Source organism: Nocardia fodinahabitans (genome assembly GCF_052983615.1).
Map to the genome: position 1 here is coordinate 6,285,430 of NZ_JBRJJC010000001.1, position 20,378 is coordinate 6,305,807.

Sequence of the window (20,378 nt, forward strand, 5' to 3'; positions counted from 1 at the left end):
TCTCGGTGGAGATCTCGGGCGACCGGATGACCGGTGACGGCACGCTCGTCGTCGCGATGGACGGCCCGTCCGGCACCGGCAAGTCCAGTGTGTCGCGCCGGCTGGCCACCCGCCTGGGTGCCCGCTACCTCGACACCGGTGCCATGTACCGGGTCGCGACGCTGCGCGTGCTGCGCGCCGGGGTCGACCTGGCCGACGCGGCCGCGATCGCGGAAACCGTTGCGGCGCTACCGTTGTCGATCGGTACCGACCCCAGCCACGAGGTGATCGAGCTCGACGGCGAGGATGTCTCCGCCGAGATCCGCGGCGACGCCGTCACCAAGGCGGTGTCCGCGGTGTCCGCGGTGGCCGAGGTGCGCGAGCAGCTCGTCGCCCTGCAGCGCGAGATCGCGGCCGTGTCCGGGCGCATCGTGGTCGAGGGCCGCGATATCGGCACCGTCGTGCTCACCGGTGCCGACGCCAAGATCTACCTCACCGCCTCCGCGGAGGCCCGCGCCCAGCGGCGCAACGCCCAGAACATCCGCGAGGGCCGCGGCGACGACTACTCGGCCGTGCTGGCCGACGTGCAGCGCCGCGACACCCTCGACTCCACCCGCACGGTGTCGCCGCTGCGCCCCGCAGCCGACGCGGTGCTCGTCGATACCAGCGACCTGACGATGGACGAGACCATCGACGAGCTCTACCGCGTGGTGGCCCAGCAGCTTTCGGCCACGACAGGAGGGTCGCGATGATCGACGAAGAGGTACTGGTCGGAGACGGCACCTGGTCCGACGAATCCGACTGGGAGATCGCCGATCTCGAAGGTGAGCACGAGGGTGACGAACACCTCGCGATGCCCACCGTCGCGGTGGTCGGCCGCCCGAACGTGGGCAAGTCGACCCTGGTGAACCGCATCCTCGGCCGCCGCGAGGCCGTCGTCGAGGACATCCCCGGCGTCACCCGCGACCGCATCTCCTACGAGGCCAGCTGGGCCGGACGCCGATTCCTGGTGCAGGACACCGGCGGCTGGGAGCCCGACGCCAAGGGCTTGCAGCAGCATGTGGCCCGCCAGGCCGAGGTCGCGATGGAGACCGCCGACGCGATCCTGCTCGTCGTCGACGCGACCGTCGGCGCCACCGCGACCGACGAAGCCGCAGTGCGCAAGCTGCGCCGCTCCAAGATCCCGGTGATCCTGGTGGCCAACAAGGTCGACGACCAGAAGGTCGAGATCGAGGCGGCGAGCCTGTGGTCGCTGGGTCTCGGCGAGCCGCGCATGGTCTCGGCCGCGCACGGCCGTGGCACCGGTGACCTGCTCGACGACGTGCTCGGCGCACTGCCCGAGACCCCGCGCGAAGGCACCGGCGCCGCCGGACCGCGGCGCGTGGCCCTGGTCGGCAAGCCGAACGTCGGCAAGTCCAGCCTGCTCAACAAGCTCTCCGGCGACGAGCGTTCGGTGGTCCACGATGTCGCGGGCACCACGGTCGACCCGGTCGACTCGCTGGTCGAATTGGGCGGCAAGACCTGGAAGTTCGTCGATACCGCCGGCCTGCGCCGCAAGGTGTCCAACGCCACCGGTACCGAGTTCTACGCCTCGCTGCGCACCAAGTCGGCGCTGGAGGCCTCCGAGGTCGCCATCATGCTGATCGACGCCTCGGTGCCGATCACCGAACAGGACCTGCGGGTGATCAGTCTGGTCGCCGACTCCGGTCGCGCACTGGTGCTGGCGTTCAACAAGTGGGACCTGGTCGACGAGGACCGCCGCTACATGCTCGAGCGCGAGATCGACCGCGATCTGGTGCGGGTGCCGTGGGCCCAGCGGGTCAACATCTCCGCCCACACCGGCCGCGCCGTGGCCAAGCTGGTGCCGCAGATGGAGACCGCGCTCGAGTCCTGGGACAAGCGCATCTCCACCGGCCGCCTGAACACCTGGCTCAAGGAAGTCATCGCGGCCACCCCACCGCCGATGCGCGGCGGCCGCCAGCCCCGTGTCTTGTTCGCCACCCAGGCAGGCACCCGCCCGCCGACGTTCGTGCTGTTCACGACGGGCTTCCTCGAGGCGGGCTACCGCCGCTTCCTGGAGCGCCGCCTGCGCGAGGAGTTCGGTTTCGACGGATCGCCCGTGCGCATCTCGGTGCGTGTGCGCGAGAAGAAGGAACGCAAGAAGTAGAGCGACTTCCGCCGCGAGCCCCGGGCACTTGCCCGGGGCTCGCGGCGTTCGGGGACCGATATCAGCCGGGCCGCGCGCCTGTGCGCTGTGTCGCGGTGCAGGGCTGATAATCGGCTGAGAACAATCGGCGAAGGACACCTCGGCGCGGTCTGCCGCGTTGATAGGGGTACGAGGTCCTGTGCGGCTTCCGGAGGAGTGCGTCATGAGTCTCATCGGTACCGTGGTCGGCTATGCGCTGACGGTGTTCATGGTGTTGCTGCTCGCGCGGATGGTGCTGGACTGGGCGGCACTGGCCGGGCGGGGGCCGACATGGGTGGGGAAGGCGCGGTCGGTGACCCATGCCGCGACCGAACCGGTGATCGCGCCGGTGCGCCGGATCTTGCCGCCGGTCCGGATGGGCGGGCTCGGCATCGACCTGGCCTTCACCCTGGTGTTCATCGCCGTGCTGATCCTGCGCGCGATCGCCTTCAGCCTGTAGCCGGGCCCGCCTGTTCAGGCTTCCACGACTCGGTCGAGCAGGTGGTCGACGAGTTGTGTTGCGCGAGTGGCCATGCCGTTGTCGGTGAGCATGCCCTGCGCCGAGCCGGGCGTGCCGAGGAACTCGGGCGCATGGACGACCCGATCGCGAGCGAGATCGGCGACCACATGGTTCCAGGCCAGACTGTTCCCGCCGAGTGAGTGCAGCAGCACGATCGCCGGTGCCGGCCACGGCATCTTCCATCAGATCCCGGCGCAGGTCACGCCCCGCATCCTCGACTTCGCCCGCCGCTACGAACCGACCGACGCCCGGCGAGGGGAGTAGCCGACCGCCCATATCGCTCGACGAGGTGGCACTAGTCGTCGGTGCCCTCGATGCGCCAGCGGGTCGTCACCTCGCGGACGCAGGGGGCGTCCGCGAGGGCGTCGATGGTGTCGGTGACCGCGGACTCGCGGGCTCGGTGGGTGAGGACGATCAGGTGGGCATCGGCGCCGTGGTGTTCCTGGCGTACCCGCGCGATGCTCACGCCGTTCTCGGCGAATACCGCGGCTACCTGGGACAGGGCGCCCGCGTGGTCGGTGACGCGCAGGTTGAGGTAGTAGCGGGTGGGGGTGTCGCCGAGGGGGGCGACGGGGAGTTGGGCGTAGTAGGAGGCGCGGGGGGCGCGGCCGCCGTGGACGCGGTTGCGGGCGGCGGTGATGAGGTCGCCGAGCATGGCCGACGCGGTCGCGGTGGTGGCGCCGTCGCCGTAGAACATCAGCCTGCCCGCGCCCGCGGCGTCGACGGCGACCGCGCTGGACGGTGCGTCGACGCGGGCCAGCGGGTCGGTCGCCGGGAGCAGCGCGGGGTGGACGCGGACCGAGATCTGTTCCTTGCCACCGTCTTCGGCGACTCTGGTGCAGACCGTGAGGGTGCGCAGGCGCAGGCCCAGCGCCTCGGCGACGTCGAGGTCGGGTGCCGCCGCGGGCGCGGACTCCTCGAAGTGCACGTCGCCGACGTCCACCCGGGTGTGGAAGGCCAGTGTCGCCAGGATCGCCGCCTGCGCGGCCGCGTGCCTGCTGTGCTCGGCGGGGAAGACCCCGAGCACCTGGTTCACCTGGTCACCCGAGAGTGACTGGGTCAGTGGCCGCACCACCGGAACACCGCCCGCCACCGCCGCTTCGAAGAACAGGTCGGCGCCGTGCTGCTCGGCGGTCGCGGCCAGCCGATGCCCGTGCTCGGCGATCAGCGCCGTGTTGGCGGTGATCACCGACCGTCCCGCGCGCAGCGCGTCGAGCACCGCCGTCACCGCGCCGAGGTGCTCGGTCGCGTCCACCACCAGCTCCGTGGGCTCGGCGAGCACCAGCTCCGCACCGGCGCGTTCCCGCAAGTCGCCGCCCGTGTCGCGGATGATCCGCACGACCTCGGCGGCGAGTGCTCCGACGCCGAGAACGGCGACCCCGAACGAGCCACGTGGGGAACGAAAGTGCTGATTGGTCATGGGAATTCGCCTCACCGCCGAGAATGATCGAGCCGGGAACGAACGCCGCCGACGCCATCCCCGCCCAGCCAGTATCGCGGCCGAATCGGCTCGGCGGCAGTCGTTTTCACCACGAATCAGGACAGTCGTGCCAGAAATGCCGGGATACTCGGAGGGGTTACCCGCGGGTCGCGCGTGGGCGAGCAGGGGAGAGGACGAGGGATGGCCCTGGTTGTGCAGAAATTCGGCGGATCGTCGGTGGCAAGCGCCGAGCGGATCCGGCGGGTCGCCGAGCGGATCGTGGAGACGAAGAAGCAGGGTCACGATGTGGTGGTGGTGTGCTCCGCCATGGGCGACACCACCGACGAACTGCTCGACCTGGCGGGCCAGGTCGCGCCCGCACCACCGCCGCGGGAGATGGACATGCTGCTGACCTCGGGTGAGCGCATCTCGAACGCGCTGGTGGCCATGGCGATTCACGCCCTCGGTGCCGAGGCCAGGTCGCTGACCGGTTCGCAGGCGGGGGTGATCACCACCGGCGCGCACGGCAACGCCAAGATCATCGAGGTTGACCCGGACCGGGTCCGGCGCGCCCTCGACGACGGCGAGGTGGTGCTCGTTGCCGGGTTCCAGGGCGTGAGCCAGGACAGCCGCGACGTCACCACCCTGGGCCGCGGCGGGTCCGACACCACCGCCGTCGCCCTGGCGGCGGCACTGAACGCCGACGTCTGCGAGATCTACACCGACGTCGACGGCGTGTTCACCGCCGACCCGCGCATCGTGCCGGACGCGCAGAAACTCGACCAGATCTCCTACGAGGAGATGCTGGAGATGGCGGCCTGCGGTTCGAAGGTCCTGATGCTGCGCTGCGTGGAATACGCGCGCCGCTATCACGTTCCGGTGCATGTGCGGTCGTCCTACACCGACGCGATCGGCACCACCGTGTTCGGCTCGATGACCGACATCCCCGCCGACCAGGCGGTGCTCACCGGCGTCGCGCACGACCGCAGCGAAGCGAAGGTGACCGTCGTCGGCCTGCCGGACGAGCCGGGTTACGCGGCCCAGGTGTTCCGCGCGGTCGCCGACGCCGAGATCCCCATCGACATGGTCGTGCAGAACACCGGTACCGGCCGCACCGACATCACCTTCACCCTGCCCGCCGCCGACGGCGCCAGGGCGGTGGCCCTGCTGCGGGAACGTCGCGCCGACATCGGTTTCACCGACGTGCGCTACGACGATCGGGTCGGCAAGGTCTCGCTGATCGGCGCGGGCATGAAGAACCATCCCGGTGTCACCGCGACGTTCTGTGAGGCACTGGCCGCGGCGGGTATCAACCTCGATCTGATCGCCACCTCGCAGATCCGGATCTCGGTCCTGGTCCGCGACACCGAGCTGGACGAGGCGGTGCGCGTGCTGCACCGGGCCTTCGATCTCGGCGGCACCGAAGTCGCCGTCGTGCACGGTGGTACGGGCCGGTGACGGGATGGTTGACGGTCAACTGAACCCCAGGTAATTTACCTACCAGTCAATTAGGCCGTCGATCGACCGGAGAGTCCCTTGAGCAACCGACTGACCTCCTACACCCGCGCCGGACTCCGCTTCGACGTGGTGGACTCCGGTCCGATCGACGGCCCGGTCGTCCTCGCGCTGCACGGTTTTCCGCAGACCGCGAGTTCGCTGGCCGAGCTCGGCGCGCTGCTCAACGCCCGCGGCTACCGCACCATCGCGCCGAACCAGCGCGGCTACTCGCCGGGTGCGCGACCGCGGGGCCGGTTCGCCTACCGGATCACCGAACTGGTCGACGACATCGTCGCGCTGATCCGCGAGATCGACCGTGGGCCGGTGCATCTGGTCGGCCACGACTGGGGTGCCATGGTCGCCTGGTCGGTCGCCGCGGCCCGGCCCGACCTGGTGCGCACCCTGGTGACGGTGTCGGTGCCGCACCCCGGCGCGTTCCGCCGCTCGCTGATCAGCAGCGACCAGCTGGCCCGCTCGTACTACATGGGCTTGTTCCAGCTCCCGGTGCTGCCCGAGCGGCTGCTCACCGCCCGGCCCGAGATCCTCGATCGGGTGCTGGCGAGCACCGGCATGACGCCGGAGATGATCGCCAGGGTGCACACCGAGATCGTCGACTCCGGCGCGCTCACCGGGGCGCTGAACTGGTACCGGGCGATCCTGCTGCTCGGCCAGCGCGCCATCTCGGCACCGGTCCGGGTGCCGGTGACCCATGTGTGGAGCTCCGGTGACTCGGCGCTGGCTCGCCGCGGCGCCGAGCTGTCCGGGAACTACGTCACCGGCGACTACCGGCTGGTGGTCCTGGAGGGCGCCTCGCACTGGCTGCCCGAGGAGCGTCCGCGGGAGCTGGCCGAGATCATCGCCGAGCGGATCGGCTCCGTCCGGAGCTGAGTCCTCAGCCGATCGGAGAAGCCAAGGGCCGCAACGCCTCGGCGGTGGCCGGGATCAGCGGGGCGCGCGGCAGCACGGTGCGGGCGGCGAGCTGCTCGGTGATCCGCAGCCGCACGCCCGCCCATTCGTCGTGCAGGATAGAATAGAACGCGGTGTCGCGCACCGCGCCGTCGAGCCCCCGTGAATGTGCCCGGCGCACACCGTCGCTCACCGCGCCGAGCCGTTCGATCGCGGCGCGGGATCGCAGGTTGCGAGCATCGGCGCGCAGGGTCACCCGGCGCACGCCCCAGCCATCGAAGGCATGGGTCAGCATCAGCAGTTTGCACTCGAGGTTCACCACGCCGCCGCGCGCCGCGGGCGTCAGCCAGGTGTTGCCGATCTCGACGGCGTCGGGGATCGAGCCGCCGGGCAGCGCGGTCACTGGCTCGGCGGCCAGCGGCCAGCTCAGCGGGCCCTGCCAGTAGTCGAGCCGGGTGAACCTGGTCGCCCCGACCACGCAGTCGTCGTCCACGGTGACGATCGCGAAGGCCAGGGCGGTGCCGGCGAGCTGAGCGGATTCGGCCTGGAAGACGTAGGTGCGCGCCTCCTGCTCGCCGTGCGGGACGATGGTGAATCCGGCCGGACCGAGCGCGACCGAGGCCGCAGTCAAGCCGGGAACATGGTGGGGTGCGAGGGGTTCCAGCCGTGCGATGCGGCCGTGGAGGATAACGGGTGCGGGCATGGTGACCGGCGTCCTTCGTCTGATGAGGGTCGCCGAAAACACGAGGCGTGGATCTCACGCGGCACGTGATTGCGGCGAAGCGACACGAACGATCCAGCAGCATCGAGAAAAACTAGATGCACAAGATAGCCGAACGTGACGCGTTCACCCGCGCGAACAGACGAGATGTCGTGGCCCGAATTTCGCCGGTGTCACCGACCCGGACGAACCGCCCGATCGGCGCTGTCGGCGCAGCCGTCGACAGACCTGCGCATGGCCACAGTGAAGGCGGAGGTACGCCTAATGCTTGTCGGCGATGGCGGCCACGATGAGTTCCTCCCACACCGATAGTTCCCGATCGGGGGAGCCGATGCGCGCGGAATCGTCGTCGGCGGGCACGTCCTGGTGCCAGCGGGCGGCCGCGGCGACGCCGGGCGCCCGCAGCCGCAGATCGCCGAACAGCGCGGTGATCTCCGCGTCGGTGCGCCAGCGGCCACGGCCGAAGGTGGACTGCAGCTTGGTCTCGGCCTCGATGGTCTCGGGGTTGTCGCCGGACCGGAAGTGCGAGATGAACACGCTGCTGCCGACCGGGATCTGCCCGGTCCAGTACTCGACGACCGCGCGCGGGTCCTCGTCGTCGTTGAGGTGGTGCAGGATCGCGCTGAAGATCAGGCCGACCGGCTTGCCGAAATCGATGAGCCGGTTCACCTCCTCGTTGGCGCGGATGCCGGCGGAGTCGCGGACATCGGCCTGCACGACGGTGGTGTTCTCGTTGGTCGCCAGCAGTGCGCGCCCGTGGGCGAGCACGATCGGGTCGTTGTCGACATAGACGACGCGCGTATCGGGGTTCACCCGCTGCGCGACCTGGTGCACGTTGTCGGCGGTGGGCAGGCCGCTGCCGAAGTCGAGGAACTGGGTCAGGCCCGCCTCGGCCATCTCGCGCACCGCGCGGGTGAGGGCCTGCCGGTTGGTGAACGCGATCGCCACCGAACCCGGTAGGTTCAGCTTGAAATGGTCGCCGATCGCGCGGTCGACCTCGTAGTTGTCCTTGCCGCCGAGCAGATAGTCGTAGACCCGGGCGATGCTCGGACTCGACTGGTCGATCACATTCGCGTTGTCGCTCATCGTCGACGACCCCTCACGCTGTTACCGGTGTGTGCCGCCGCCCATCGTAGGAGAACGACGGCGTGTCGGCACGCTTTCCCTGTTGGTGATACCCGAAAACCGTTCCGGGCGTGTCGGTTCCGATGCGCGTCGCGTCCACATCAGGGTCCGGTGTATCCGCTGTCGGAGGAGAGTTCTCGATGCGGGTATCGGCGGGGTCGCAGTTTGCTCACGGCTGTTTTCGCACGTCAGGGGCGTAACGGTTCGGTAAATCACAGCCGTGTCGGCCTATTGATCAAATGTCCAGTTGCGCACGGGTTTCGCCAGTTCCGAGGGGTGTTTGCCGGATATGTAACGTGCGTTATCGCCTCGTGTCGTACCTATGTTCTATGTGATGCAGATCACATCACCTGTCTTTCGGCTACCGAGGGTGGCACGCTCGTAATTGCTGAACGTTAACCGTTTGTGATCAACGACAGGGTCGACGCGGACCTTTCGTCACACCCGCCCTGCCCGTCCGCTCCGGCGTCGCGGGCCTCGAAAGATCCAGGATGGATCAGCAACCGGCCGTGCCGGGACGGCCACCCGGAAGGGGGCTCACTGTGATGAGCAGCATCTACTTCGAACCGAACAGCAATCTGTCAGTTACCAAACGTGACAGCCGCGTCGCCACGCCCGCCGAATCCATCGGCCCGCTGGGAATGCCCGGCTTGATCCTCGGGCTCGCCCTGCTCGGCCTCGGTATCGCCGCGCTGCTGCGCCTGGGGGACTGGGCGGGCAGCTACGGCCCCGAGCTCGTCGTGCTGGCGTATGTCCTCTACATGGCCGCCGCGGCGGGGCTGGCGATGTGGGGCGCGGTCATCGTGCGATCTCTGCACCGCCACTAGTGTCTCGTCCGCTCAGCCGTCGCGCAGGATCCGCGCGGCGGCTGTCAGGCTGTCCGCGGACCCGACCACGATGAGGACATCGCCCGCGACGAAGGCGAATTCCGGTCCGGGAGAAGCGAGAACCGCGCCGGCCCGCATCACCGCCACGATCGATGCCTTGGTGCGGGTGCGCATCCGGGTGTCGCCGAGTGTGCGGCCGTCGTAGGGCGAGTGCGCGGCGAGCGGGAACTGCCGGGTGCGCACGCCGTCGAACTCGCGATGCTCGGCCTCGAGCTGAGCGACCACCTGTGGCGCGCCGAGCAGGCTCGCCAGAGCCGCCGCCTCCGTCGCCGTCAGGGTGATCTGCTCGGTGACATCGGGATTGCCCGGCTTGCCGACGATCAGATCGATCGCCCCGTCCCGGTGCTCGACCACGCCGATGCGCCGCCCGCTCTTGCGTACCGCGAAATCCTTGCGCACCCCGACTCCGGGCAGCGGCGTCACGTCGATCTGCACGCTCTCCACTGTAACCGGACAAAAAGGACGCGGGCTGGATCAGCTCACCGCGGTGCGGAGAGCTGATCCAGCGCACCGGGTCAGGCCTGCGGCGGGTCGACGAAGATGTCGTACTCGAGGGTGCCCGAGCCGCCGTAGCCGGACAGGTCGGTGATGCCCTCGGCCGCCAGGACGTCGACGTCGAGGTAGGTGTTGCCGGTCGTGGTGCGGGCGTCGCGGCCCAGGATGGCGACCGCGGCGTCGGCCACGATCTCCGGGGTGCGGGCCTTGGCGATGGCCTCGTCGCCGCCGAGCAGGTTCTGCACCGCGGCGGTCGCGATCAGCGTCTGCGGCCACAGGCAGTTCGCGGCGACGCCGTGCTCGGCGTACTCGGCGGCCCAGCCGAGGGTGAGCAGCGACATCCCGTACTTGGCCACCATGTAGGCCGGATGCCCGCCGAGCCAGTGCGGGGCCATGTTCAGCGGCGGCGACAGGCTCAGGATGTGCGCGTTCTCGCTGTTGCGCAGGTGCGGCAGGCAGGCGCGGGAGAGCAGGTAGGTGCCGCGCAGCTGGATCTGCTGCATGAGATCGAAGCGCTTGATCGGCAGTTCCTCGGTGGAGGCCAGCGCGATCGCCGAGGCGTTGTTGACGCAGTAATCGATGCCGCCGAAGCGCTCCACCGCCCGGTCCACCGCGTTCGCCACCGAGGCCTCGTCACGGACGTCGCCCACCACGGCCAGCGCCTGACCGCCGGCTTCCTCGATCTCGGCGGCCGCGGTGTGGATGGTGCCGGGCAGTCGCGGATCCGGCACGTCGGTCTTGGCCAGCAGCACGATATTGGCGCCCTGGCGGGCGGCGGCGACGGCGATCGCCAGCCCGATGCCACGGCTGCCGCCGGACATGATCATCGTGCGCCCGGCGAGTGGGTGGGTAGCGGTCATGGGCGATGCTCCTTGTCGTCGGCGACGCCGGAGAGGCGGCTGATATCCGGCAACGTTACATATTTCTGTTGGGCGTGGCAATAGTGAAATATGTAGACTCGATCCGTGCAACCCCCTGTGACCGGCCCCGATACCGAGGTCCGCCCGGTGTCGGCCCGTTCGGCGCTGGTCCGGATTCTCATCGCCGCCGATTCGCCGACGATGACCTCACGTGAGATCTGTGCCGCCACCACCACCGTCGGCTACCCGGAGGCGACCGTCCGCGTCGCCGTGTCCCGCATGGTCGCCGCCGGCGACCTGGTGCGGGAGAACCGGGCCTACACCCTCGCGCCCGCCCTGCGCGCCCGCCGCGCCGAACTCGCCGCACCGGCGACGCTGCCGTGGACCGGTGACTGGGAGCAGGTCGTCGTCACCGCCACCGGCCGCCCCGCCGCCGACCGCGCCGCCCTGCGCGCGCGCCTGCTGTCGCTGCGGCTGGCCGAACTGCGCGAGGGCGTCTGGATGCGCCCCGCCAACCTCGACCGCGCCTGGCCCGCCGACCTCGACGAGACCACCTTCCACCTGCACACCCGCCCGGTCGAGGCGCCCGCCGACCTCGCCGCCCGCCTCTGGCCGCTGGCCGACTGGTCCGCCCGCGGTCACGCCCTGCTGGCCGCCATCGAAACCCCCGACCCCACAGCCAGATTCGCCGCCATCTGCGCCGGCCTGGACCACCTCACCACCGACCCGGTCCTCCCCGCCGAACTGCACCCTGCCGACTGGCCGGTGGCCCGCCTGCGCACCGTCACCGCCGACTACCTCGCCTGGTTCGCCGCCCTCGGCCCGGAATCGGTGACGTCCTAGCGTCGGGGTCGCCCCGCGGGGATCGGTGTCGGCGTTCGGCGGCGACGTCGCCGCTACCCGGTGTCGTGGGGACGACGTCGTGGTGAGATCTGCGGACAACCCCGGGTCCGGCATGTTGTCCGCGGTAGTCCGGGTGTGGTTGCGGGAGAGATGAGCTCGGCCCGTCTACGATGGACCCTGCCGTGCGACGTGGCGGCGCCGCATGGTGCATGGGGAAGGGCCCGCCCCGAGAGTTTTCGGGGCGGGCCGCACCGTCACCGGGGGATGCCGAGGACGCCGAGGGCGAAGTCGGCGTAGTCGGTGGCGATCTGTTCGGGAGTGGCCGGTCCGTCGAGGCGGAACCACTGCGGCAGGGCGGTGCACATGGTGGCGATCGCGCGTCCGGCGGCGCGCGCGTGCTCGGTGCCGAGCCGGTTCTCGGCGAGCGCGATGTCGATGTCCGCGTCGAGCAGATACTGGATCTCGTTGCGGGAGGCGGCGATCCGGCGCCGGTTGGCCGGATCGAGGCTGCGCATCTCGCTGGCGCCGATGAAGGCGAGTTCGCGCCGGTGGGTGTGAAACAGTGCCAGCGCCTCGACGACCCGCGTCACCCGGTCACGGCCGGTGCTCGCCTCGCGGCGGGCCGCGCCGACCCGCCAGTGCAGCTCGTCCATGGTGAGGTCGAGCGCGCGCACCAGTAGGTCCTGCTTGTCGCGGTAGTGGTGGTAGACGCCCGGCACGCTCATGCGCGCGCGCTGCGCGATCGAGCGCATGGTGGCGCCGTGATACCCGGTCTCGACGAAGGAGTCGATGGCGGCGGCGAGGACGGGATCGATGTCCAGCGGCGGGAATTCGCGCCACGCGCGGGCGGTGTCGTCCGCCGGGGCGGTGGCGCGTGGCCGCGGCTCCGGCGGACGTGTCGACTGCTCGCCGATCAGCCACTGGGTCGTGGTGCCGAGCTCGGTGGCCAGTGCGTGCAGGCGCGGGACCGAGACACCGGTCTTGCCGGTCTCGATGGCGCTGAGCGTCGCGGCGCTGACCTCGATCCGGCGCGCGGTCTCCCGCAACGACAGGCCCGCCGCGGTCCTCGCCTGGCGCAGGCGGGCGCCGAGCCCGCCGTCGGAGGTGTTCATGACGTTCAGGATATCTGAACAAGGCTGCTGGGGGAATCTGTCGATTGACAGCAGTTATCGGGTCATGTCACTGTCGTAGGTATCTGATGCCGAGCGAACGTTCGGCAAGTGAATCGAGGAGTGGACCCGTGGCGATCGACCTGTCCCATCCGCCCGAGGTGCAGCGTCTGGCCGAGCGCACCCGCGCCTTCATCCGCGACCGGGTCCTCCCGCTCGAGGACGCGCACGACGGCGACATCACCGCCGCGGGCGGCGAGGCGCTGCGTGTCGAACTGCAGCGCGAGGCGCGCGAGGCCGGGGTGTTCGCGCCGCACGCGCCGATCGAGTACGGCGGGCACGGCCTGGGGATGTCGGACCGCGCCCCGATCTTCGAGGAAGCGGGCTACTCCCTGTTCGGGTCGACGGCGCTGAACATCGCGGCCCCGGACGAGGGCAATGTGCACATGCTCGCCCATATCGCCGACCCGGAACAGAAGCAGCAGTTCTTGGCGCCGCTCGCGGACGGTACGGTCCGCTCGGCCTTCGCGATGACCGAACCGGCGCCCGGCGCGGGCTCGGACCCCTCCGCCCTGGCCACCCGCGCGGTGCGCGCCGAGGGCGGCTGGCGCATCAACGGCCACAAGTGGTTCATCACCGGCGCCGACGGCGCGGGCTTCTTCATCATCATGGCCCGCACCTCGGGCGAGCCCGGCGATCGTGGCGGCGCGACGATGTTCCTCGCCCCCGCCGACACCGCGGGGATTCGCGTCGGCAGGCATATCGACACCCTGGACCGGTCGATGCTCGGCGGTCACTGCGAGGTGTTCTTCGAGGACCTGCTCGTCCCGGATTCGGCGGTGCTCGGCGCCGTCGACCGTGGCTTCGAATACGCGCAGGTGCGGCTCGGCCCGGCCCGGATGACCCATGTGATGCGCTGGCTCGGTGCCGCGCGCCGCGGCCACGACGTGGCGGTGGACCGGGTGGCGCAGCGGCGCGGATTCGGTTCGCGCCTCGGTGATCTCGGCATGATCCAGCAGATGATCGCCGACAACGAGATCGACATCGCGGCCACGCGCGCACTGCTGACCCGCGCCTGCTGGGAACTCGACCGTGGCGAGTCCGCCGCGAACGCGACCTCCATCGCGAAAACCTATGCCGCCGAGGCGACCTTCCGGATCATCGACCGCAGTATGCAGATGTGCGGTGGCCTCGGCGTCGCGGCGGACCTGCCGCTGGCGCGCCTCTCGCGGGAGGTCCGGCCGTTCCGGATCTACGACGGTCCCTCCGAGGTGCACCGGTGGGCGATCGCCAAGCGCGCGGTGAGTGCGGCCGAGCGAGCGCGCCGGGACGCCGAATGAGCCTGCCCGGAATGGATATCGCCGCGCTGGAGCGGTTTCTGCGTGCCAGTGGTGTGCCGGTCCGCGGCGACCTGCGCGTGGAGCTGATCAGCGGCGGTCGTTCGAATCTGACGTTCAAGGCCGCCGACGACGCGTCCACCTGGGTGGTGCGGCGGCCACCCGTCGCGGGGCTCACGCCGTCCGCGCACGATATGGCACGCGAATTCACCGTCACCGACGCGCTGCAGGATTCGGCGGTGCCGGTCGCGCGCACGGTCGCCTTCGACGAGCAGGGTGCTGCCCTCGGCGCGCCGATGACCGTCGTCGAGTACGTCGACGGCCGCGTGGTCCGCGACCAGGACGACCTCGCCGCCCTCACCGACGACCAGGTCGCCGCGAGCGCGACCGAGCTGGTCGACGTGCTGGCCCGCCTGCACGCCGTCGACCCCGACGCGGTGGGCCTCGGCACGTTCGGCCGTCCGATCGGCTTCGTCGAACGTCAGGTGAATCTGTGGGCGTCCCAATGGGATCGGGTGAAGACCCGCGAGCTCGCCGACGTCGCGGTCCTGCACGCGGCCCTGTCCGAGGCGGTGCCGAACACCTCGGCGGCCTCGATCGTGCACGGCGACTTCCGCATCGACAACACCATCCTGGACGCGGGTGACCCGGGCCGGGTGCGTGCCGTCGTCGACTGGGAGATGTCGACCCTCGGTGATCCGCTCACCGATGTCGCGCTGATGTGCGTGTACCGGTCGCCGATCTTCGACCTGGTGCTCGGCTCGTCGGCCGCGTGGACCAGCGACCGCATGCCCACCGCCGACGCGCTCGCCCAGTCCTACGCGCGCGCCTCCGGCCGCGACCTCGGCGACTGGGGCTTCTACCTCGCGCTGGCCAACTTCAAACTCGGCGTGATCGGCGAGGGCATCACCCATCGGGCGCTGCGTGGCTCCGGCGCGGGCGCCGCCGCCGAGCGCGCCGCGGAGGCCACCCCGGAATTCATGGCCGCCGGCCTGCGCGCACTGAAAGGACACCGGAAATGACCGCGACCAAGTCCGCTCTGATCAGCGGAGCCTCCCGGGGCATCGGCCTCGGCATCGCGAACCGGCTTGCCCGGCAGGGATATTCGCTCACCATCACCGCACGTGACGCCGACCGGCTAGCCGCGGTCGCCGCCGAGCTGCGGGCGCTCGGCGCCCCCGACGTGGTCGCCGTCGCCGCCGACATGGCCGACGAGGACGGCATCGCGCGCCTGCTCGCCGAGCACGCCGACCGGTACGCGACCCTGTCCGCGCTGATCCTCAACGCCGGAGTCGGCACCGCGGGCACGCTCGCCGACTCCTCGATGAAGCGGTTCGACAAGACCATCGCGGTGAACCTGCGCGCCCCACTGCAACTCGTCCAGGGCGCGCTGCCGATGTTGCGGGCCGGGGCCGCCGCCGATCCGGACCACGGCGCGAAGGTCGTCGCGCTGTCCTCGATCACGGGCGTGTACGCCGAGGCGGGCCTGGCGGTCTACGGCGCGGCCAAAGCGGCGATCATCTCGCTGCTGGCCACGCTCAACGCCGAGGAATCCGGCAACGGCGTCACCGCCACCGCCATCGCGCCCGCCTATGTCGACACCGATATGAGCGCCTGGATCCACGACCGGATCCCGCCCGAGCGGATGCTCGCGGTGAACGACGTCGTCGAGATGGTCGACTCGATCCTGCGGCTGTCCGCCCGCGCGGTGGTCCCGACGATCGTCATGTCCCGCGCGGGCACCGACGGCTACCGCGCTTAGTACTGCAACGGCACCCAGGTCCTGGCTCCGCACTATCAGGTGTGGACACGGGTCGTTACGATCGCCGCCATGTTGGGAGTTCACTTCGCCATCAGTGCAGAGCTGGCTCACTCGTTGCTGGCAGCGGATGAGGAAGGCGACGGCGACGCTGTGGAGGAGCTCGTCGATGAGATGGAAGAGTCGTGGCAGGACGACGCATGGAAGGTCGACTCCGACAAGGCGTGGGATGCCCTCCACCGTTGCCTGGCCGACGGCACACTCGACCCCGACGGGGGCACGTATCCACTGTCACACGCGGTTCTCGGAGGTCGCCACCTGCACGATGAGTACTACGCGGTCTATATCGATGCAGACCAGGTTCGAGCGGTAGCCGACGCATTGCGAGAGATCGACCGATCCTGGCTGCGCGGCAGGTTCGATGCCATCGACGACCCCGACTATCGCGGGGCGCGCGACGATGCAGACTTCGACTACACGTGGGACGGTCTCAGAGACGTGCGGGCGTTCTACGAACGAGCCGCCGCTGCTGGCCGTGCGGTCCTCTTCACCGCCAGTTGAAGCTCCCACACCGCCGATGGCGAGTGGGTGGCCACGGCGGCGGTAGTGGGAGAAATGGGCCCAGCGCGGGTCGTCACGATCGATCGCGAATGTCGGTGTGTCCCAGTCGATGTCGAGGAAGAGGTCGAATCCGCGGTGGACCGAGCCCGCCGACAGCGTTCAGCAGGGTGTCAGTCGGCGCGCGGAATCCGGCCGTCGACGTCGGTGAATCCGTACTCGACGGCGAGGTCGGCGACCTTCCACGCGGCGCCGCCACGGGTCAGCCGATCGGGGTCGGCGGCCAGTGCGACGACCGCGCGACCGGGGAAGCGCGGGGTCTCGGCGGCGTTGAGGTCGAAGGTGCCCTCGCCGGGCAGGGTCACCTCGCGGCGCCCGTTCTCGTCGGCCGGAACCATCTGCAGCAGTTCGGTATCCACGATGCCGGGCCAGAGCGAGATCGCGGTCGCGCCGGTGCCGAGCAGGTCGTGGGCCAGGTCGGCGGTGAGCCGGTCCAGCGCGGTCTTCGCGACGCCGTAGACGGCGTTGTGCATGTAGCGCTGGGAGCCGGGGGAGGACACGTTGACGATCAGCCCGGCCGATTCGATCAGTAGCGGCGCGGCGAACACACTGGCCACGTAGTGCGAGCGGACGCCGATGTCGAAGGTCTCGTCCCAGGCCTTCGGCGGGACGTCCCAGAACTTGCGCCCGAGCCAGCGCGCGGCGGCGGGGGAGTTGTAGACGTTGTTCACCAGCACGTCGAGTCTGCCCTGCTCGTCGCGGACCTGCGCGAAGAGCTTCTCGACCGCCGCGTCGTCGGCGTGATCGCAGATGACGGCCACGCCGTGACCGCCCAGCGCGGTGACCTCCTCGGCGGTCGCGTGCACGGTCCCGGGCAGCCGGCCCGCCGTGGTGGTACGGCCGGTCACGTACACGGTGGCCCCGGCCGCGCCCAGTTCCTGGGCGATGCCCTTGCCGATGCCACGGCTGGCGCCGGTCACCACCGCGACCCGGCCGGCGAGAATCTTGGGTGTTCCGCTCATGGCCTCCAGACATTACCGTCAAAATAAGAACACGTTCTAGAAACGGAGACGGTAGTGGAGCTGACCCATCGATTCCTGGACACCGGCGACATCCGGATGCACGTCACCGAGCAGGGGCAGGGGTATCCGGTCGTCTTCTGTCACGGATTCCCGCACACCGGTTTCGTGTGGCACCGCCAGCTCGCGGCGGTGGCCGCCGCGGGGTTCCGGGCCATCGCCCCGGATCTGCGCGGCTACGGCCGCACCGACGCCCCCGCCGATGTCGCGGCCTACACCAACGAGGCGGTGATCGGTGATCTGCTGGCGCTGCTCGACGACATCGGCGCGGAGAAGGCCGTGTTCGTCGGCCTCGACTTCGGTGCCCAGCTCGTGTGGGAACTCGCGCTGCGCGCCCCCGAACGAGTGGATGCCGTTGCCGTGCTGAACAATCCGTTCTCCCCGCGCCCGCCGCGCGCGCCCTCGGAGTACTGGACCAAGGCGGCGCAGCGGCACTTCCTGCACCTGGCCTACTTCCAGGAGCCGGGGGTGGCCGACGCCGAACTGGCCGCGCGTTCCCGCGAATTCCTGGCCCGGGTCTACTACTCGCTCTCCGGTGACTACCACTACCTCGACACCTGGAAGAACCCGCCGGGCCTCGGATACCTCGACGTCCTCCCGCAAGCGCCCGACCTGCCCTGGTCGTGGCTGAGTGAGGACGAATTCGATACCCTGGCAGCGGAGTTCGAACGCACCGGGTTCACCGGCGGCCTGAACTGGTATCGCAATCTCGACCGCAACTGGGCGCTCACCGAAGCGTTCGCGGGCGCCCGGGTGCCGGTGCCCACCTACTTCCTCTACGGCGAGAACGACCCCGACATGGAGGGGTTCAGCGGCCGCGACCCGCTGGCCGTGCTGCGCGCGAATGTCCCGGATCTGCGTGCGGTGGTGAAAGTTCCGGGCGCGGGCCACCTGGTGCAGCTGGAACGCACCGACGCCGTCGACGAGTTCCTGACCGCGGCCCTGCGTGATCTCGGGGTCGGGGCGCTGTCGGGTGGTCAGCGCACCCGGTCGTAGACGAGCGCGACCTCGCCGAGTTCGCCCACCTCATGGTGGGTGACGGTCCATCGGGTATCGGGCAGGCCGTCGTCGAACAGGCGCGCTCCGCCACCGGCGATCTCGGGGCAGATCAGCAGGTACAGGCGGTCGATCAGGTCGGCCGCGAGCAGGTCCTTGATGACGCTCGGGCTGGAGTTGACGAGGATGTCGCCGGTGCCGGTGGCCTTCAGTTCGGTGAGGACGTCGGCCGCGGGCGCGTTCACCAGCCGGGTGCGTTCCCACGGCGCGTCGGTGAGCGTGGTCGAGAAGACCACCTTGTCGGTGTCGGTCAACCACGTCGCGTAGGCGCGATCGCGTGGGTCGGCGGCGTCGTCCGCGGCGACGGTGGGCCAGTAGGCGAGGAATCCCTCGGCGTTGCGGCGGCCGAGCACCGCCGTCGTCGCGTGTTCCCAGAGGCGGGTGAGGTGCTCGCGCGCGACCTCGGTGGTCGCGTAGCGCACGATCGCCGCGGCGTCGGTGGGGCCGCCGGGCCCGTGATAGCGCCCGTCGAGGGTGAGGGCGAGATTGGCGGTCACGGTGCGTTCGGTCATGACTGTGCTTCCTTCGTTCCGGTGCTGCTGCCGATCAGGGCGGCGAGGTTGTCGAGCACCTGGCCCCAGCCGGTGCCGATTCCGGCGATGTACGGGACGGCGTCGACGGAGGTGTCGGTGATGGTGAGCCCGAGCCGCAGGCGGGTGCCGCCGCGGACCGGGTCGAGCGTCAGGTCGTAGTGGCCGGTGAACGACACCGCGCCGGACTCGTCGAGGACCGCGAGGTCGAAGGCGAGGTGCTCGGGTTCCGTTGCGGCGTCGACCTTTCCCGCCGAGCGGTACCGCCGCCCTTCGGGGTCGCGATAGTCGAGGACGGCGCGACCGCCCGGCGCCGGTTCGAGCGCGCACTCGGTGATCGTCATCGAGGGTGGTGCCAGCCAGGAGCCGAGCAGCTCGGCGTCGACCCAGTGCCGCCAGACGGCCTCGCGCGGTGCGTCGAAGGTGCGATCGAAGGTGAAGGCGCGACCGTCGGCCCACCGATCCTGGTCGGCAACGGCGGATTCCGCATCGATGGCCGCGCGATAGCGCTCGACCACGTCGCGCTCGTCCGCGTTCGTCTCGACGGCCTCGACGAGTCGGCGCAAGCGCCGTTCGAGCCCGGTGAGTGGCCCGGCCTCGAGCGCGTAGACGCGGCGCTGCCCCAGCGGGAACACGGTGACCAAGCCCGCCCGGGCCAGCGTCTGGAGATGTTTGGTGGTCTGTGGCTGTCGCAGGCCCGTCAACTCGGCCAGTTCGCCTACCGAGCGGGGGCGTTCGGCGAGGAGTTCGACGATGCGCCACCGCGCGCCGTCGCCCAGTGCTGCGGCGATCTCGTCCATGCCAGGAACTATTCCTTGATGGGAATATTCCTGTCAAGGAATATTCCCGGAATCAGTGGTCGCCGATGATCTCCGGTGGCAGGAACATCGTCGCCAGCTGGGCCGCGATGGCGCTGGTGTGGTCGATGATGCGTGCGGCGTCGACGTCGAGCACGCCGGTGCGCCAGGCCGACAGCAGCTCGATGAAGCCACCGATGCCGGTCAGGGTGCTCATCCGGATATCGGTCTCGTCGACGCCGGGGCGCAGGTAGGGCCAGGCGGCGGCGATGAGCAGGTCGGTGGCGTCGGTGAGCATGGTCTTGCGGCGCAGCTCCAGCACGGCACTGCCCGCGTGATCGGCGAGCAGGATGCGGGCGCGACCGCGCGGATCGGCTTGCAGCTCGACGGCGCGGGTGATCGCCGCGCGCATGACCTCGAGCGGCGTGTGGTCGGCGGTCTCGGCGAGCACGCGGGCCAGGTCGGCGAAGACCTCGGCGCACACCTCGTCCCAGACCGCCGCCAGCAGTTCGTCGCGGTCGGCGAAGTGCTCGTAGAAGTAGCGGTCGTTGAGGGAGGTCCGCTGGCAGACGCCACGCATGGTCACCGCGGCCCAGCCGTTCTCCAGCCAGATGGTCAGGGCGGCGTCGACCAGGCTCGCTCGTCGCTGCGCCCTGCGCTGGTCGGCGGTCAGCCCACCCCAGGTTCGTGCCGGTGCGCGCACATCCATGGTTGA

Annotated in this window: 23 protein-coding genes; 12 read left to right on the forward strand and 11 right to left on the reverse strand. The window is 70.1% G+C overall.

Features of this window, described 5'->3' with window-relative positions; genetic code table 11:
• The first annotated feature begins 26 nt into the window (after positions 1-26).
• The 3 genes from cmk (at position 27) to NV348_RS29595 (ending at position 2,624) form a co-directional block, all read left to right on the forward strand.
• Positions 27-731: a (d)CMP kinase gene (gene cmk / locus NV348_RS29585; RefSeq protein WP_447151182.1), complete on the forward strand. Its 705-nt coding sequence runs from the start codon at positions 27-29 to the stop codon at positions 729-731.
• Positions 728-2,146, forward strand: coding sequence for a ribosome biogenesis GTPase Der (gene der, locus NV348_RS29590; RefSeq protein ID WP_447149783.1), 1,419 nt, complete (start codon positions 728-730; stop codon positions 2,144-2,146). Before cmk ends, der begins: the two co-directional genes overlap by 4 nt.
• Before the next feature lie 202 nt (positions 2,147-2,348).
• Positions 2,349-2,624 carry a YggT family protein gene (locus tag NV348_RS29595; protein ID WP_447149784.1) on the forward strand — a complete coding sequence of 92 codons (276 nt, stop codon included), beginning with the start codon at positions 2,349-2,351 and terminating at the stop codon, positions 2,622-2,624.
• 14 nt (positions 2,625-2,638) lie between these two features.
• Here the strand turns inward: NV348_RS29595 and NV348_RS29600 are convergent, their stop codons facing one another.
• Entirely contained in the window at positions 2,639-2,860 is a 222-nt protein-coding gene (locus NV348_RS29600; protein WP_447149785.1) for an alpha/beta fold hydrolase, read from the reverse strand.
• 119 nt (positions 2,861-2,979) lie between these two features.
• Positions 2,980-4,104, reverse strand: a complete 1,125-nt coding sequence (locus tag NV348_RS29605) for an ACT domain-containing protein (RefSeq protein WP_447149786.1) — start codon at positions 4,102-4,104, stop codon at positions 2,980-2,982.
• Positions 4,105-4,305: 201 nt separating this feature from the next.
• Here NV348_RS29605 and NV348_RS29610 point away from each other — a divergent pair, with 201 nt between their 5' ends.
• Positions 4,306-5,562: an aspartate kinase gene (locus NV348_RS29610; protein ID WP_447149787.1), complete on the forward strand. Its 1,257-nt coding sequence runs from the start codon at positions 4,306-4,308 to the stop codon at positions 5,560-5,562.
• Positions 5,563-5,640: 78 nt separating this feature from the next.
• A complete protein-coding gene (locus NV348_RS29615) occupies positions 5,641-6,489 on the forward strand; it encodes an alpha/beta fold hydrolase (RefSeq protein ID WP_447149788.1) in 849 nt (282 codons plus the stop codon).
• Positions 6,490-6,493: 4 nt separating this feature from the next.
• Here NV348_RS29615 and NV348_RS29620 read toward each other — a convergent pair whose 3' ends face one another.
• Positions 6,494-7,210 carry a GNAT family N-acetyltransferase gene (locus tag NV348_RS29620; protein WP_447149789.1) on the reverse strand — a complete coding sequence of 239 codons (717 nt, stop codon included), beginning with the start codon at positions 7,208-7,210 and terminating at the stop codon, positions 6,494-6,496.
• Positions 7,211-7,489: 279 nt separating this feature from the next.
• Positions 7,490-8,314 (reverse strand): SAM-dependent methyltransferase, encoded by an 825-nt coding sequence (locus NV348_RS29625; RefSeq protein WP_447149790.1) that lies wholly within the window; start codon positions 8,312-8,314, stop codon positions 7,490-7,492.
• 584 nt (positions 8,315-8,898) lie between these two features.
• Between NV348_RS29625 and NV348_RS29630 the strand changes: the two genes are divergently transcribed.
• Positions 8,899-9,180 carry a hypothetical protein gene (locus tag NV348_RS29630; protein ID WP_447149791.1) on the forward strand — a complete coding sequence of 94 codons (282 nt, stop codon included), beginning with the start codon at positions 8,899-8,901 and terminating at the stop codon, positions 9,178-9,180.
• Positions 9,181-9,192: 12 nt separating this feature from the next.
• Here NV348_RS29630 and NV348_RS29635 read toward each other — a convergent pair whose 3' ends face one another.
• Both NV348_RS29635 and NV348_RS29640 read right to left on the reverse strand, forming a co-directional pair.
• Positions 9,193-9,675 carry a cation:proton antiporter regulatory subunit gene (locus tag NV348_RS29635; protein WP_447149792.1) on the reverse strand — a complete coding sequence of 161 codons (483 nt, stop codon included), beginning with the start codon at positions 9,673-9,675 and terminating at the stop codon, positions 9,193-9,195.
• Positions 9,676-9,755: 80 nt separating this feature from the next.
• Entirely contained in the window at positions 9,756-10,595 is an 840-nt protein-coding gene (locus NV348_RS29640; RefSeq protein WP_447149793.1) for an SDR family oxidoreductase, read from the reverse strand.
• Between the two features lie 105 nt (positions 10,596-10,700).
• On the opposite strand from NV348_RS29640, the gene NV348_RS29645 reads away from it, so the two are divergent.
• Positions 10,701-11,438, forward strand: a complete 738-nt coding sequence (locus tag NV348_RS29645; protein WP_447149794.1) for a PaaX family transcriptional regulator C-terminal domain-containing protein — start codon at positions 10,701-10,703, stop codon at positions 11,436-11,438.
• Positions 11,439-11,692: 254 nt separating this feature from the next.
• Here the strand turns inward: NV348_RS29645 and NV348_RS29650 are convergent, their stop codons facing one another.
• The gene (locus NV348_RS29650; RefSeq protein ID WP_447149795.1) at positions 11,693-12,550 is read right to left on the reverse strand and encodes a TetR-type transcription factor C-terminal domain-containing protein; all 858 of its coding nucleotides are present in this window, start codon (positions 12,548-12,550) and stop codon (positions 11,693-11,695) included.
• Between the two features lie 128 nt (positions 12,551-12,678).
• On the opposite strand from NV348_RS29650, the gene NV348_RS29655 reads away from it, so the two are divergent.
• From NV348_RS29655 to NV348_RS29670, 4 genes are all read left to right on the forward strand, one after another.
• Positions 12,679-13,887: an acyl-CoA dehydrogenase family protein gene (locus tag NV348_RS29655; RefSeq protein ID WP_447149796.1), complete on the forward strand. Its 1,209-nt coding sequence runs from the start codon at positions 12,679-12,681 to the stop codon at positions 13,885-13,887.
• Positions 13,884-14,906, forward strand: coding sequence for a phosphotransferase family protein (locus NV348_RS29660; protein ID WP_447149797.1), 1,023 nt, complete (start codon positions 13,884-13,886; stop codon positions 14,904-14,906). Before NV348_RS29655 ends, NV348_RS29660 begins: the two co-directional genes overlap by 4 nt.
• Positions 14,903-15,646, forward strand: a complete 744-nt coding sequence (locus NV348_RS29665; RefSeq protein WP_447149798.1) for an SDR family NAD(P)-dependent oxidoreductase — start codon at positions 14,903-14,905, stop codon at positions 15,644-15,646. Before NV348_RS29660 ends, NV348_RS29665 begins: the two co-directional genes overlap by 4 nt.
• Before the next feature lie 69 nt (positions 15,647-15,715).
• Positions 15,716-16,204, forward strand: a complete 489-nt coding sequence (locus NV348_RS29670) for a YfbM family protein (RefSeq protein ID WP_447149799.1) — start codon at positions 15,716-15,718, stop codon at positions 16,202-16,204.
• 170 nt (positions 16,205-16,374) lie between these two features.
• On the opposite strand, the gene NV348_RS29675 is transcribed toward NV348_RS29670, so the two are convergent.
• Positions 16,375-17,223 (reverse strand): SDR family NAD(P)-dependent oxidoreductase, encoded by an 849-nt coding sequence (locus NV348_RS29675; protein WP_447149800.1) that lies wholly within the window; start codon positions 17,221-17,223, stop codon positions 16,375-16,377.
• A 54-nt stretch (positions 17,224-17,277) separates the two neighbouring features.
• Between NV348_RS29675 and NV348_RS29680 the strand changes: the two genes are divergently transcribed.
• A complete protein-coding gene (locus NV348_RS29680) occupies positions 17,278-18,276 on the forward strand; it encodes an alpha/beta fold hydrolase (RefSeq protein ID WP_447149801.1) in 999 nt (332 codons plus the stop codon).
• On the opposite strand, the gene NV348_RS29685 is transcribed toward NV348_RS29680, so the two are convergent.
• From NV348_RS29685 to NV348_RS29695, 3 genes are read right to left on the reverse strand one after another with little or no spacing between them, the layout of a single operon-like run.
• Positions 18,258-18,848 (reverse strand): dihydrofolate reductase family protein, encoded by a 591-nt coding sequence (locus NV348_RS29685; RefSeq protein ID WP_447149802.1) that lies wholly within the window; start codon positions 18,846-18,848, stop codon positions 18,258-18,260. The genes NV348_RS29680 and NV348_RS29685 overlap by 19 nt on opposite strands.
• A complete protein-coding gene (locus NV348_RS29690; protein ID WP_447149803.1) occupies positions 18,845-19,666 on the reverse strand; it encodes a metalloregulator ArsR/SmtB family transcription factor in 822 nt (273 codons plus the stop codon). Before NV348_RS29690 ends, NV348_RS29685 begins: the two co-directional genes overlap by 4 nt.
• A gap of 52 nt (positions 19,667-19,718) precedes the next feature.
• Positions 19,719-20,372, reverse strand: a complete 654-nt coding sequence (locus NV348_RS29695; protein WP_447149804.1) for a TetR/AcrR family transcriptional regulator — start codon at positions 20,370-20,372, stop codon at positions 19,719-19,721.
• Positions 20,373-20,378: the final 6 nt, after the last annotated feature.

Bases quoted from the DNA above. Each gene is read 5' to 3' on its own strand.
- cmk (WP_447151182.1), top strand. From the start codon at position 27: ATGACCGGTGACGGCACGCTCGTCGTCGCGATGGACGGCCCGTCCGGC.
- der (WP_447149783.1), top strand. From the start codon at position 728: ATGATCGACGAAGAGGTACTGGTCGGAGACGGCACCTGGTCCGACGAA.
- NV348_RS29595 (WP_447149784.1), top strand. From the start codon at position 2,349: ATGAGTCTCATCGGTACCGTGGTCGGCTATGCGCTGACGGTGTTCATG.
- NV348_RS29600 (WP_447149785.1), bottom strand. From the start codon at position 2,860: ATGCCGTGGCCGGCACCGGCGATCGTGCTGCTGCACTCACTCGGCGGG.
- NV348_RS29605 (WP_447149786.1), bottom strand. From the start codon at position 4,104: ATGACCAATCAGCACTTTCGTTCCCCACGTGGCTCGTTCGGGGTCGCC.
- NV348_RS29610 (WP_447149787.1), top strand. From the start codon at position 4,306: ATGGCCCTGGTTGTGCAGAAATTCGGCGGATCGTCGGTGGCAAGCGCC.
- NV348_RS29620 (WP_447149789.1), bottom strand. From the start codon at position 7,210: ATGCCCGCACCCGTTATCCTCCACGGCCGCATCGCACGGCTGGAACCC.
- NV348_RS29625 (WP_447149790.1), bottom strand. From the start codon at position 8,314: ATGAGCGACAACGCGAATGTGATCGACCAGTCGAGTCCGAGCATCGCC.
- NV348_RS29630 (WP_447149791.1), top strand. From the start codon at position 8,899: ATGAGCAGCATCTACTTCGAACCGAACAGCAATCTGTCAGTTACCAAA.
- NV348_RS29640 (WP_447149793.1), bottom strand. From the start codon at position 10,595: ATGACCGCTACCCACCCACTCGCCGGGCGCACGATGATCATGTCCGGC.
- NV348_RS29650 (WP_447149795.1), bottom strand. From the start codon at position 12,550: ATGAACACCTCCGACGGCGGGCTCGGCGCCCGCCTGCGCCAGGCGAGG.
- NV348_RS29660 (WP_447149797.1), top strand. From the start codon at position 13,884: ATGAGCCTGCCCGGAATGGATATCGCCGCGCTGGAGCGGTTTCTGCGT.
- NV348_RS29665 (WP_447149798.1), top strand. From the start codon at position 14,903: ATGACCGCGACCAAGTCCGCTCTGATCAGCGGAGCCTCCCGGGGCATC.
- NV348_RS29670 (WP_447149799.1), top strand. From the start codon at position 15,716: ATGTTGGGAGTTCACTTCGCCATCAGTGCAGAGCTGGCTCACTCGTTG.
- NV348_RS29675 (WP_447149800.1), bottom strand. From the start codon at position 17,223: ATGAGCGGAACACCCAAGATTCTCGCCGGCCGGGTCGCGGTGGTGACC.
- NV348_RS29685 (WP_447149802.1), bottom strand. From the start codon at position 18,848: ATGACCGAACGCACCGTGACCGCCAATCTCGCCCTCACCCTCGACGGG.
- NV348_RS29690 (WP_447149803.1), bottom strand. From the start codon at position 19,666: ATGGACGAGATCGCCGCAGCACTGGGCGACGGCGCGCGGTGGCGCATC.
- NV348_RS29695 (WP_447149804.1), bottom strand. From the start codon at position 20,372: ATGGATGTGCGCGCACCGGCACGAACCTGGGGTGGGCTGACCGCCGAC.